This is a genomic window from Marasmitruncus massiliensis, from assembly GCF_900186535.1.
Classification (GTDB): Bacteria; Bacillota; Clostridia; order Oscillospirales; family Ruminococcaceae; genus Anaerotruncus; species Anaerotruncus massiliensis_A.
This window is the reverse complement of sequence record NZ_FYDE01000003.1, coordinates 432,969-445,061: the sequence shown is the minus strand read 5'-3', so window position 1 is coordinate 445,061 and position 12,093 is coordinate 432,969. Positions and strand designations below refer to the sequence as shown.

Below are 12,093 nucleotides of genomic sequence, written 5' to 3'. Positions count from 1 at the left end.
TCGCTGACTATTTCATCGGAATGAGCAGCATGGCCTTACCGCTCAGAACGCTGCCCTCAAGCTGATTCTCTGCCTGAATCGCATTCACGGAGGTGTTGTACCGCTTAGCGATTTCCCAGACAGGTTCCTGCTCCGATGCATAATAAAGGTACAGCACATTCTCCTGTCTTGTTTTGGGACGGGACTCATCCACCGCGATGTCACTGATCACCTTTTTGCGGTTGAGGCTGTAAATGCCGCCGCGGATTCTGGCAGCGCAACGCACTTCCAGCTTATCATGGCCGGATAGGGTAAAGGTTGCCGTCCCAACCCGTACCACCGGCGCAAACTGTATCGTACCAGACATATCGTTGTTCGGGATCCGCTGATTGTATTCGCGCATCTGCTCAAAATAAGCGATGTTATCGTCATCTTCATAGACGAACATGCACACATTCAGTTTTCCTGTCACAACCACGCCATCCGGTTCCACTCTGGTGTTCACCGCACCCGGAATGCACCAAAGGTCTATAATGCTTTTGACATTCGGCGGAAGATCCAGGGTTTCCTTATACATATGGTTTTCGTCCACCGTATTCAGCAATTTGAGAAAAGGAATCTGTTTTTGGGACTGTTTGCATTCATACTGTGTGGAATAACAGTCGGTTACCGCCTCCACGTTGATCCTCCGGTTTGCGGTCGCGCAGGCGTTCAAAACCAGCTCCACGGAAAAAGCCCGGTTTTCCCCGTCTGAGTTCTGTTTGGGGGTAATGTCCACACCGCAGACATCATACCAGACGCTGCAGTTGCAGTCCTCATCCACCCCTTCCATGTCAACAATCTGGCTCACCGGAAGCGCATATTCCATTACCTCCAGCTTTTTCGCATCCTCTTCGCTCTGATAGATAATCTTTACATTTGCTTCTCCTTTGGTAACCAGCTTCCCGGAAATAACTTTGAAATCAGCCACATCCGCGGAAGCGGAATAGCGAATGACATTGCCCACGGCCGGTTTCCCGTTTCCCAGCTCCATTTCTTCGCGAATGGTTGTCTGACGAACCGACTGCGGAAGCACCCTTGTGTTTTCCACAGCTTCCCGGCATAACTGGAGCCCGGCCTCATTGCCTCCGCAAACCACCTGCTCCTCCACCTGGCTGGACACCCGCACATTCACGCTGACAGCCCCGCGCATATCCAGCCGGCGGGGGCTGACCGCCCGGCAGTTAAAATAATCCACCGTCTGACTGATGGTTGCAGTGGGATTTTGCGGCGCTGTTCTGAGCTCAATCACCTTTGTATACGGGATCTTATATTCGGCATGCCGGATGCAGCCGTCTTCGCTCAGATAATAAAGATGTGCCACCGCCATTCCGTCAATGGACAGTTTATCGCCGCTGACCACGTGGGACAGCAGCGAAGGGACGACCTCACAGCGCAGAATTTTTGAAATATCAGGGCAGTAATCCGGCAGCAACACGTCGCACTCCAACGGTTGCTCTGTCACGCCGTCGTATATCACTTCGCTGGTGCATACCGTCTGTTTTTGCAAATTCAGATCCATAGTTCGACCCTCTCCTTCTGTTAGCTATCATCACTATATGCCAAGCCTCGCCTCAATATGCCGGTCTGACGCGCTTCCCGGCCATGTTTGCCCCTGAAATCGGGAAACGGGCATCCTGATTTTGGGATTGGAAGCTATCAGAACAGCAAAAATAATTTTCCTATTCAATTTATGCTGACTTTTGCCTGCAAATGTCGCAGACAAGCCATTTATCCAAAAACAGGCAGGGAAAGCGCTTTGCTTTCCCTGCCTGTTTTATAAATCATCGGCATCCTGAATCGGAATTTCTCCTGTCTCAACTGGACGCCCCGTATAACTGCCCTGCGGGTCACTGCGGCTGGGCGGAACAGCGATTACTTTTTCTGCTGCCCTGCTTACACGGGAGATCAAGCCTTCAGAAATCGATCGATCCTGATCTTTCCTCTTGTCGCTGGGAGGCATCATCATTCCTCCATCTGTTTTCCAAGGAATGCGGCGCCCACCTGAATCAACTTTATTTCCGTATCGGTAGCAGGCACAGGATTGTCCCCTGCTATAAACATCAGGCTACCGCAAACATCTCCGGCTGCAATAATCGGCGCTACCACCAGGGCAAACCTGTCAACGCCTTCTACCGGCTGCATTCTCTTGCCATCTCCCGCAATAGCAAAGTTGCGGCGCTGTTCCATCATTTCTTCCAGCGCGGGAGAGACTCTGCGTTCCAGCAGTTCTTTTTTGGGAATACCGGCAACGCTGATTACATGATCGCGGTCACAAACAACCACCGGATAGCCCCCGACCTTATTGAGCACTTCCGCGTATTGAGACGCAAAGGACGACAGCTCGCCGATTGGAGAATATTTTTTAAAAATTACCTCACCGTCATTATCCGTATATATTTCAAGAGGGTCACCCTCCCTTATGCGCATAGTGCGGCGAATTTCTTTCGGGATAACCACGCGCCCGAGATCGTCGATGCGCCTCACAATTCCTGTGGCTTTCATCAGAATTGTCCTCCTTCCTTCTGCTTGGTGTTGAAACACAGCGCCCGCCACCATCATGAATGGCAGCAGCGAAAATACACCCCAAACTGAACTGATTACATTTGACTTTGCACCTCGCCGCACACAAATTATCTGCGATGTGGTTTCAGGCTGTGTTCCAGTCACTGCAAGGTTATTATTGACTGACAAAATCGGATTTATGTGGAAAGTATGTACGAAACAATAGGAATCTTATGGAATTTTTTATTTTTTATTTATTTGGACGATCGGCTGAAGGAACCGGCCGCGAACCATTTAAAAAGACGCTCATACTATGGGGATGAGAGGGGCACCGCCCCTATACTGTTTAATAAAGGAGTTTTCGCATATGGAGCTGAATTCAGAGGCAATTGCGGCAGCAAATTCTGTTGCGCCGAATTGTTCATCCGTAATGCCTGCTCTGGCCATGGTGTATTCCCCTATGCAGGAATGGGAAGGCACTTATGAGCTTGAGGCGGGCTTCCATTATGGAACGATTTTCCCCGGCCTCAACAAACCGTTCTTAGAGGGGGCGTGTTTACGTGTCTGAACGTGATCAATTATTAAAACAAATTCAGATGTATGAGTTCGCCCTCACAGATGTAGGGCTTTATCTCGACAGTCATCCAACCTGCAAAAATGCGCTGGCGTACTTTGAAAAATATCAGCACCTCCATCACGAGGCAATGGAACGCTATCAAGCACTGTACGGTCCCATTCATATGCACGGCAACAAAAATTCAAACTACTGGACCTGGGTCAACAACCCCTGGCCTTGGGAACTGGAGGCGTAGTACATTATGTGGCAATATGAAAAGAAACTGGAGTATCCTGTCAAAATCAAAACCCCAAACCCGGCGCTTGCCCGTGTAATCATCAGCCAACTTGGCGGTCTTAGCTGTAATAAGATATAAAAACGGGCAAGGTGTGATCTTGCCCGTTTTTATTATTCGTCTTTTTCCCGATAATTAATCATTTCATAGAGTCGTTCCGCTCCATCCTGTAAATATCCCAGCTTTCTGATCGCTTTCAATTTTTCATCCTTTCCTTTAATCTTCCTGATAGCATCGATGGCTCTGACATACTCATCAACCGTAAACCTGCCATCGTTGAATTTATTATATCCTTTTTGCTGTGATTCCGTGAGTCCGGAAAGGATATAGGCGTCGTTGCTGGAATAGTCCCTCGGGTTCTTTAACTCCCCAACTAGCGACTGGTCAAGCCACTGTTTTTGTTCCGGTGGGATTTCGAGACCTCTCAGTAGATCTCGCTGCTGATCTGCGGCGCTGGTGATTACCTTTCCGTTTTCGTCTTTGATTGGTTTGAATTCCTTTAAATCGCGGCCGATCTCAATGAATTCTTCCGGTGATATTCCAAGCCCGGATGCTTCTTTGATTTGCCCGGTCGCTTTATCGCTCAAAGGCAGTGTCCCACTTCTAATATATTCTTTTCCTTCGTTGGTTGCGAAGCTTCCGAATGCTGCACCTTTCAAAACGTTCAGCGGATCACTGGTGTCAATTGGGAAACGAAATCTTCCGGTGTTGGAGTAGGATGCTGGCATGTTCTCCGCGCCTACGCCGTCAAAGCGTGGTAGGTATTGCATGTCCTGCAGGGCGTTCACCGAGCGGTCAAGCTGCTTTCCTCCCCACGGAAGAGCGATATTGGCGGCCGTTCCAAGCCAGTCCGGATTCTTTTTGCTGTCGCTTCCTTTTGCGGACTGAATCGCATTATATCCAAGATCAAAGAATGGCTGTAACAACGTATTTGCTCCAATGTTTCCGGTCCCGAAACGTGTCGGATCATTCTCTCCGAAGAGCGGTTCCCGGTATTCTTCCGGAACCAGCGTCGCCGCAATGGTCGCGCCGTAAGGCATGTTTGAGAGTGCCTCTCCAGCAATTCTCCCGCCCGCTAGAGTTGCTTTGTCTGCGAAGTTTGCGCCTTCCTTGGCTTCTGCTATGGCGTCCCGCGTGGCATCTATGGGGTCAAACCCTACGCGATTTCCCGTTAGCTGCTCTGCAATATTATTCATAAACCAAGTGGTTGCAAATATTCCCGCTATTCCAAGTGCATCCTTTTGCTTCACTTTTTCTTTAAGCACTTGGTATGCGTTATTGACTTCAACTTGGAATGGTGCAAATAGCTGCACTAATTTGCTTTTTTGCGTGATTGGCAATTCTCCGATTCCCCGGCCGGCAACTGCCCTGCGGGCGATGTCGTCGGCATATTCTACCGCGTTTTTGATTCCCTGATCTTTGGCCTGATCGTATGCAGAAAGCCAAATGAATTTACTTGCGCCTTCATCGCCTGCATTTAGCAACCATTCTGCGAATTTTCTAGGGGCTTTTAATGTTCCCTCGTCAAATTGTTTGATAGATTGATCGAGATATCGTTCTTTCAGAAATCCGCTTTGGTCAAGAAGGTTTTGCAGTTCCTTATTTCCGAACATGGACTGTACGTATTCGGCTGCGCCTTTCGCAAGGTTTTTCGGACTTTTAATGTATCCCACAGCATTTGGAATGTTGAATACCTGGGAAACAGCCGAATTAAGATTGCCTAAAACAGCGTTACTCTTCACACGGTTGTTAACCCATTCAACTACCTTCATGGCTTTCCTTCCTGTCAGCTTCTGAACCGGTCGGTCAATCGGATTTGTTTTCCCTGCGAGATCGTTTGTCCAATCTCCCATCCATTCAATGAACTTATTCGCGTTGCGTAAGTCTTCCGTCTGATCGGCCAGGTATTTAACGGTTCCCCTGTTCTTTGCAATTATGGGGTCTATATTCACTTTGTATTCCGCTGCGGGAATGTATTTGATCATGCCTCCCACCGCATCCGATGAATATTCTGCACCTTTGCGCTGCTGCATAAACCCGGTCCATTTGGATTTTGGCTGTGTGAAATCGGATGTCCCTGCCAAGTGCGGGTCAATGTCTGCCGGGGTGGAAATGATATTTTTCAATCCTCCGACGCCCTCTTGAAGTTCTTGGAAGTGGTGGTAATAGTCTTTGCGCGGCAATAGGCGCTTGTTGCGAAGGTAATCTCCGCTTTGGATATCGTTTTGAAGCTGATTAAATGCTCCGCTGTCCAACGATACCTTGCGTTTCAGGCGACTGATTTCATCTTTTAGTTTCGCCTGATTCAGTATGTCCGGTTCGTTGGCAAGATCGCCCGCCAGTTCATCAATCCGGCTGTTGGTATAATGAATGCTGTCCATCAGGCGGTCAGAGCGTTCCAAGGCTTTTACCTGTGCATCCGGATAGATCTGTGTCAGGGAATTGTTGATACTCTGGATGTAATCATCGTATAGCTTGCGGTTAATTTTATCCGCCTGTAAAATCCTCTGCCAGCTTTCCGGAAATTCTTCGCGAAGCATTTCCATGGTGTATTCATGCGGGTCACCGTATTTGTCCACCTTGACGCCTTCACCTATCCACTGAACGGCTGAGCTTTCCTTGCTTCCCTTCTTGATGCCGAGCGCGTCCATTTGTTTTTTATAGGTATCCAGCTTGGTTTTCACATTGTCAGCGTATCTTGCTTTCGCGTCAAGGAATGGGGTTTCGATGTTGTCTTTCAGCCACTGCCTTACTTTTTTGTCCTTTCCGGCCGCCGCGTCCAGATTCCGGGCAAAATCCTTGTTATAGCTTACGCCTCGTCCGGTGAGCTTAGATACCGCCTCCGCATCTGGATTATCAATGGCGATCTCTGGGGCATCAATGTCGCTGAATAACTCTTTGACGGAATCCAGTTCGCGCGGGCTTTTCTCCTTGGTATTTACTCTCGCTGGAGGGATATCCGCATCTGTGAATTTTGTTGTAACCTGCGGTTCTCTTCCGCGCGGCGACGGAACATCTGCGGCGGAAAATTCTGTCGTGACCGGAATCTTTGGCTGTGCGGTATTCATATCAAACAGCCTAATCGGTGCATTCGGTTCCGGAAGTCCCAAATTTTTCAGGCTTGGAGTTGACTGCAAGTTTGGAACAGTGTTTGGGATTCCACCGCTCACGGCATTGATCGGGTAAGTGAAGCCTGTATCCAGATTTTCAAGTTGCCGCAGTAGTCTTTCATCGTTGGATGCGGCGGGAAGGGCCAATAAATTGCTTGGTTTCTGAATGGGGATTTTCAGTTTATCCGCATTCCTGGAAACACCTCGCGTTCCTGCGTAAAAGTCCGGCATTCCTTTGATTCTTCCGGTCCCGTCCTGCAAGTTGTAAAATAGTTCACCGTTCGGCAAGTCCATATTTGGTACGGTGTCAACGTTTAGATCTTTGACAGCATTGTCCAGTCGTGTGCCGGCGGCGCTCTTCCCCATGCGCCACAGCTTTCCGATTGCTTCCAGTCCCACGTCTGCGCCAAGACCAAGGGCGGTATCTATTCCGAGCTGCTTTGCAAATCCTGCTAAATTGTTCGGGTTGTCCTGTGCCGCGCGGATTACATCCATAGGGAGGTCGATCGCACGGCCGGCCGCCAGTCTCGCGGCAATCTCTGCGGATAGTTTCCCGCCTGTCAGTTTGGCCGCACCTGCTCCGATTGCCTGTGTCGCTTTTCCTACGATGGGCAATCCCTCGATCATGGGGGCCAGCGCGGCATACTTTGCGGCCTCTCCCGCGAATGACCCCACGGTAGATGCTACCGGCTGCGCTTCGCGGGAACGTTGGATAGCCTGACGCTGATCCTCTACATACTTTGGGGAAAGCAGCTTTTCGGCAACAGGCTTTTCTAATTGATTGAAAGATGCCGCGTTAAATGCAGACAGTACCCCGGCACCCCATGAGGTTTGCCGTGCCAATTCATTTTGTAAGTACATCGCCCGTTCAATATCATCCTGAGATACTTCCCCGTTTAGTCTCGGACGCAGGAAAGGAACTGTTATCTGCTGCGCGGATATTTTCCCCATTGCTTTTTCGCCCTGCTTTGCCAGCCTGTTTCTTTCTGCGCTACTGAGATTGTCCGTCTCAGCGACTTTGGAATATTTAGAAATCAGCTGCTGAGGGGTTAAAACGTCGTCTTTTACATCAAAAAGCACTGAAACATTTTCCGGGATTTCCGGTGGAGGGGTATACTTAGGAAGATTCATTCCCGCTATATTTGTGGTCGTTTCTTTTTTAAGCGGGTTTTTGAACTGATTATTTATTTTAAGTGTGGGGACCTGGTTTAGGCGTAACGGCTCATAAGTTGGAAGCGTTGTGTCAGGCATTAAGTCTTCAACTCGAGGTTGGTTTCCGTTCAGACCCGGCCACAACGATTCATACAGTGATGGAACTGGTTCTTTCGTGGTTTTAGGCGCTCCGTATTCTATTTGTTTAAAATCTCCCATGAGCGGAGCCGTGGTTTGATAATCTATTTGCTTGAAATCTGACATAATCGGTTTTGATAAGGACGCACCCCCGTCCGTATCGGCGGGGGTGCTCATGGGAACGAAAGCTTTGTTCATTGTTCCAGAATAGTTTTTCTTGTCCTCTTCATTTTGAATATCGGAGAGCCAGCTGTTAAATGATTTTTTCACTTTTCTGCCTCCTTTATGACATGCCTCTCGATTGTAGCCATGCGGCAAGTTCTGCTTGTGTCAGCCTGCCAGCAGAGAGCTCCCGTTGAACGAGAGAATTAAATGTACCGCTGTCGTTTGCGCTCCACCAGCGGGAAAGCTGGTCGGCCGTATCCGGGCTGATCGTCAGCGACGGCCTTGTGCCAGTGTAATATTGGTAGGCGTTTGCGATTTCATCCGAATAATCTCCATTGTTAATGGCGCTCTGGGCCTGAGAATAGGTCAGATTTGGCTTATAGCTCGATGAGCCCAATGAAGATTTTGCGCCTGCGCTTAATGCCGCTTGTGCCGCATCCCTCTGCATGGCCAGACTGTTGTTGTATTCTGCCATCTGCCTTGCCTGCTCGTTGTTATACTTGGCAAGCTGCATCTGCTGTGCGAACTGCGCTTGCTGCTGTTGCTGTGCAAGGATGGCGGCGGCAAGCTGCTGCTGATACTGTGAGGCGTTCTGGGCAATCTGCATGTCTCCAGTGGCCTGCAGTTGGGAAATATCTGAATCAAGAGAGGTAAGGCTATTATTGTAATCCCGCGTCAGGTTGTTCAGATTATTTCCGTATTGGGTGTCCAATGCAATATTTGAAGATTCCGCGAGGCCGTCAGTTCCGAGCCCCTGCGCTGCGAGTTGATCAGGAAGAGACTTTTTGGACTGCATATTTGCTATGTATTCCTGCTGTGCCGCGTCGTTGTACTGCTGTTTCAGCGGGTCGCGCTGTGCGTTGATCTGATTAACTCCCGCCTCAATCTGTTTTCGGTAGGCTTCCGCGGCGCTGTCCTGCGCGGCTCCGAGTGCTCTTTTGTATTCATCCATGAAGTCATAATCATATCCGTATGATCCTCCCCCTGAGCCTCCAGATCCGCTTCCGTAACTGCTATTGTAACTAGTGGTTGAACCGTCTGAGTTTTTTCGGACATAGCCTCCGTCGCCGTTGTCGAGCGTGACCTTTGCGCCGCCCTGCGAAACAACCCGGTCATAAGCAGAACTTCCGGGAGCGACTTTCATTCCTGATTTGGAAACGGCGTAACTTGTATTTTTGCTTGAAGAACTTTTGGAAGAGCTTGACTTTGTGGAACGTCCCTGTACAACCATATTAGCCTCCTATCAGCGCTTTCATTCCATTGATAAGCGCATTGTATTTTGTTTCCAGAGCGTCATATTCTGCCTTTGGCACCGTTTCAATTACTGGTTCTGTGGGCACCCGCTTGCCCCAGCCGTTTTTACCATTTGATTTTATGAGGTTGGGATAATCCTTATAGGCATAGTCAAGATCAACGCCTTTTTGCGCGTGGCCGCTCGGCAAATCGTCTCGGATTCCCGGAACTTCACCTTTCCAGCTATACTGCCAGATACCGCCGCTTACCGCAGGTGACGCAACGCCGACATGGGCAACCCATTTGTCATAAAATCCCATGCGTTCTTTTTGCGCCCGCATCAGAGCCAACATTGGGGACGCGGACATGTAAAGAACTGCATAATAACCGGCTTGCTCCACGGTTTCCATGAACGTGTCGATTATATCCATCTGCGTTTCAGCGGGTAAAGCAAGCTGTTTAGGCTCTTCGAAGTCAAACGCTACCGGATAGGTTGGTTTGTATCCTTTGATTTTGTCCAGAAAGTTTTCAGCTTCTTTTTTTGCCGCGTCGGTTGTAAGCGCATATGAATAATGATACAGGCCAAAAGGTATACCGGAATTGACCGCGCCGCTGATATTTGCCTCCCAGCACCTATCTACCCCAGTAAATCCCGGAGACGGATAGCCGAGCGTCGCCCTAATCATTGCAAAGTCAACGTTTTTTGCAACTACCGGCCAGTTGATTGTGCCTTGCGCATAGGAGACATCTGTGCCCCTGCTCACTACATTAGGCATTCAGCTTGCCTCCTTCCTTTTCTGTGGTCTGCTTCAGGTGTTTTAAGAGCGTCAGGAACCAGTCAGGGTATTGTACCCCGATCCTTCCCAAGTTTTCCATAATCGAAATCAGTTCGTTAATCAGCAGCCACACAATTACCAGCAAAGCAACGAACCCCTGTGCCTTGATCTGGACTCCTATGTAAGCCCCGCCTTGAGAAATTGCCCAATCCGCCATCATGGCTACTATTACAAGTACGATATAGCTCAGTTTTTTCACGACGCCTAAGATGCCCGTACGGCTGTTCAGCGAGCTGGTGACCCACCCGGCCGTCATTCCTGTTATGTAGTCCAGTACCATTGCCACGAGGAGCACCCACACCCATGGTGCCAGAATCCCAAGCCTTGCGAGTACGAATGCGGACATCGCCGCGAAGATTGCTTTGATATAATTCATTTTGTCATTCCTCCATTATTCTTCTGTCTGATATGGTACTTCCGGAAATTCTGCCCTGTAAGGGAATCCTTCCTGTTCCGGGATGTCCCGCAATGCCTGTTTGTATGCCCTCCATCCAGCTTTCTGCTCGTCCGTCATGGAGTCCCATTTTTCGGAATTGCAGTATTTTACGTCGCAGATGTTTAGCAGCTCATCGCGGCGATCTCGTATTTTTTCGGAAAGCATCGTACGTTCGTAATCCTTTGCGCGAAGCAGCCAATCATTGTAGTGCGTTCCGATGTCTGCGCAAAGGTTCGGCGTTTCCTTTACCGGAAGTTCGTACCTTTCATAGCTCCACACCGTTACATCACCGCCCGTCATGCTGTCTGTCCGCATGCTGCTGGATACTTCGCTGTAAAATACCGCTTTCCCGTTCCTGACCTTAAACGGGGTCTGCGGCATGTCTGTGCTTGTAATTTTCACGTCTGATCACTCCCTTGATGCGTTTTATACTGACGAATGGTTTCACCCGTTCCTGATAAAAATGGTAGCTGTCGCTGTGCTTAATCCATCCGAGATAAGATAGGATTGCCGCGCAGTTTCTGCGCCCCCATGTGCCGCGCTTGGCGGTTCTGCGCGCTTTGCGGGATATGCGAAGCATGTTGGAGCGGCGCAAAATGGTTCTGTCGTGGAAAAACCGGTATCCCAAGAAGCTGACGCCGCGTGAATCCACTTTATAGACTTGCCAGTTCCCTTTCAGCGTCAGTCCGATACCTTCCAGTTCTGCGGAAATCTCCCTAACCGCTTTATGCAGCTGCTTTTTGTTGGAACCAAACAGGATCATATCATCCATATATCTGATATAACGCCTGATGTGCAGCTGCTCTTTGATGTAATGATCTATCCCCTGCAAATAGAAATTTGCAAGCCATTGACTTAGAATCGTTCCGATTGGTAAGCCGGGTTCCGCGTCGATAACTCTATTCAGTAGGCAAAGCAGCTTCTGATCCTTGCATTTGCGCAGTAGCATGGCTTTCAGGCGGTCATGGTTTACGGAGGGATAGAAGTGCCTGACGTCCATTTGCGCACAGTATTTTGTGGCCTTTCTGTTTTTCATCCAGCGTTCCACAAAGCGCTGACCATAGGAAATGCCCCGTTTCGGGATAGAAGCGCAGGTAAAGTCCGACATGCCCCGGCTAAGTATCGGCTTGATCTGCAAAAGAATCGCCCATTGAATAATCTGATCCGGGTAAAATTTGGGAATGGAAATGATGCGTTCTTTTCCGGTTATGCCGTCCAGTATAGTTCTTTTGCGCATAGGTGATGGTGTATAGTTTTGCGTTTCCAGCATCTGTTTAATTTCACCGACACAGTATTCCTGATGGTCCAGCACCCACCGTACCATTTTTCGCTTCTTTTTTCGCTTGGATGCGCGCTTGATTGCTGCGGAAATATTCTCTTCCGAGTATATTTTTTCGTAAAGATATCCCATTCGCTTCATTTCTTATTTACCTCACGGAGTTTCAATTTTTTACTAATCCATGCCGCAGCGGCGAATTTTTAGCAAGTGCTACGGATTCCGGAACGCATTATAAAAATAAGAGAGGGAGGCACCAATGTTCGTGTTCGTGTTCGTCGCGGTGTTGTTCAGGTTCAAATAGAACAGACCCGCGTTGGAGGTTTCGCTCCAATTGCCGCCGCGCTCCGGAACCCTATCGGGGGCTGGCCGC

11 protein-coding genes and 1 pseudogene are annotated in these 12,093 nt (G+C 49.2%); 3 read left to right on the top strand and 9 right to left on the bottom strand.

The features are described from left to right. Positions 1–7: 7 nt before the first annotated feature. The 3 genes from C1A10_RS03410 to C1A10_RS03400 all read right to left on the bottom strand — a co-directional run bounded on the left by C1A10_RS03410 (position 8) and on the right by C1A10_RS03400 (position 2,523). A complete protein-coding gene (locus C1A10_RS03410) occupies positions 8–1,540 on the bottom strand; it encodes a DUF3794 domain-containing protein (RefSeq protein WP_101908885.1) in 1,533 nt (510 codons plus the stop codon). A gap of 255 nt (positions 1,541–1,795) precedes the next feature. Beyond that, positions 1,796–1,981 carry a hypothetical protein gene (locus tag C1A10_RS03405; protein WP_101908884.1) on the bottom strand — a complete coding sequence of 62 codons (186 nt, stop codon included), beginning with the start codon at positions 1,979–1,981 and terminating at the stop codon, positions 1,796–1,798. 2 nt (positions 1,982–1,983) lie between these two features. After that, the gene (locus tag C1A10_RS03400; protein ID WP_101908883.1) at positions 1,984–2,523 is read right to left on the bottom strand and encodes a stage V sporulation T C-terminal domain-containing protein; all 540 of its coding nucleotides are present in this window, start codon (positions 2,521–2,523) and stop codon (positions 1,984–1,986) included. Positions 2,524–2,890: 367 nt separating this feature from the next. Here C1A10_RS03400 and C1A10_RS03395 point away from each other — a divergent pair, with 367 nt between their 5' ends. The 3 genes and pseudogenes from C1A10_RS03395 to C1A10_RS03385 form a co-directional block, all read left to right on the top strand. Then, positions 2,891–3,091: a spore coat associated protein CotJA gene (locus C1A10_RS03395; RefSeq protein ID WP_242968818.1), complete on the top strand. Its 201-nt coding sequence runs from the start codon at positions 2,891–2,893 to the stop codon at positions 3,089–3,091. Further along, positions 3,084–3,335 carry a spore coat protein CotJB gene (locus C1A10_RS03390; RefSeq protein WP_101908881.1) on the top strand — a complete coding sequence of 84 codons (252 nt, stop codon included), beginning with the start codon at positions 3,084–3,086 and terminating at the stop codon, positions 3,333–3,335. The genes C1A10_RS03395 and C1A10_RS03390 overlap by 8 nt, the downstream gene beginning before the upstream one ends. A 6-nt stretch (positions 3,336–3,341) precedes the next feature. After that, positions 3,342–3,434 (top strand): annotated as a pseudogene (locus tag C1A10_RS03385) (manganese catalase family protein); the annotation flags it as partial. Positions 3,435–3,487: 53 nt separating this feature from the next. Here C1A10_RS03385 and C1A10_RS03380 read toward each other — a convergent pair. The 6 genes from C1A10_RS03380 to C1A10_RS03355 are packed head-to-tail and all read right to left on the bottom strand — an operon-like array spanning position 3,488 to position 11,864. Continuing rightward, positions 3,488–8,044: a hypothetical protein gene (locus C1A10_RS03380; protein ID WP_101908880.1), complete on the bottom strand. Its 4,557-nt coding sequence runs from the start codon at positions 8,042–8,044 to the stop codon at positions 3,488–3,490. 13 nt (positions 8,045–8,057) lie between these two features. Next, positions 8,058–9,170, bottom strand: a complete 1,113-nt coding sequence (locus C1A10_RS03375) for a hypothetical protein (protein WP_101908879.1) — start codon at positions 9,168–9,170, stop codon at positions 8,058–8,060. A gap of 1 nt (position 9,171) precedes the next feature. Beyond that, on the bottom strand, positions 9,172–9,948 hold the full coding sequence (locus C1A10_RS03370) for a glycoside hydrolase family 25 protein (RefSeq protein ID WP_101908878.1): 777 nt from the start codon (positions 9,946–9,948) through the stop codon (positions 9,172–9,174). Then, the gene (locus C1A10_RS03365) at positions 9,941–10,384 is read right to left on the bottom strand and encodes a phage holin family protein (protein ID WP_101908877.1); all 444 of its coding nucleotides are present in this window, start codon (positions 10,382–10,384) and stop codon (positions 9,941–9,943) included. Before C1A10_RS03365 ends, C1A10_RS03370 begins: the two co-directional genes overlap by 8 nt. Before the next feature lie 15 nt (positions 10,385–10,399). Further along, the gene (locus tag C1A10_RS03360) at positions 10,400–10,846 is read right to left on the bottom strand and encodes a phage tail assembly chaperone (RefSeq protein WP_145997685.1); all 447 of its coding nucleotides are present in this window, start codon (positions 10,844–10,846) and stop codon (positions 10,400–10,402) included. Continuing rightward, positions 10,806–11,864 carry an RNA-directed DNA polymerase gene (locus C1A10_RS03355; RefSeq protein ID WP_101908875.1) on the bottom strand — a complete coding sequence of 353 codons (1,059 nt, stop codon included), beginning with the start codon at positions 11,862–11,864 and terminating at the stop codon, positions 10,806–10,808. The genes C1A10_RS03360 and C1A10_RS03355 overlap by 41 nt, the downstream gene beginning before the upstream one ends. Positions 11,865–12,093 lie beyond the last annotated feature (229 nt).

Excerpts from the sequence above, each read along its gene's own strand:
- C1A10_RS03375 (WP_101908879.1), bottom strand. The coding sequence starts at position 9,170 with ATGGTTGTACAGGGACGTTCCACAAAGTCAAGCTCTTCCAAAAGTTCT.
- C1A10_RS03370 (WP_101908878.1), bottom strand. The coding sequence starts at position 9,948 with ATGCCTAATGTAGTGAGCAGGGGCACAGATGTCTCCTATGCGCAAGGC.
- C1A10_RS03395 (WP_242968818.1), top strand. The coding sequence starts at position 2,891 with ATGGAGCTGAATTCAGAGGCAATTGCGGCAGCAAATTCTGTTGCGCCG.
- C1A10_RS03365 (WP_101908877.1), bottom strand. The coding sequence starts at position 10,384 with ATGAATTATATCAAAGCAATCTTCGCGGCGATGTCCGCATTCGTACTC.
- C1A10_RS03355 (WP_101908875.1), bottom strand. The coding sequence starts at position 11,864 with ATGAAGCGAATGGGATATCTTTACGAAAAAATATACTCGGAAGAGAAT.
- C1A10_RS03400 (WP_101908883.1), bottom strand. The coding sequence starts at position 2,523 with ATGAAAGCCACAGGAATTGTGAGGCGCATCGACGATCTCGGGCGCGTG.
- C1A10_RS03405 (WP_101908884.1), bottom strand. The coding sequence starts at position 1,981 with ATGCCTCCCAGCGACAAGAGGAAAGATCAGGATCGATCGATTTCTGAA.
- C1A10_RS03410 (WP_101908885.1), bottom strand. The coding sequence starts at position 1,540 with ATGGATCTGAATTTGCAAAAACAGACGGTATGCACCAGCGAAGTGATA.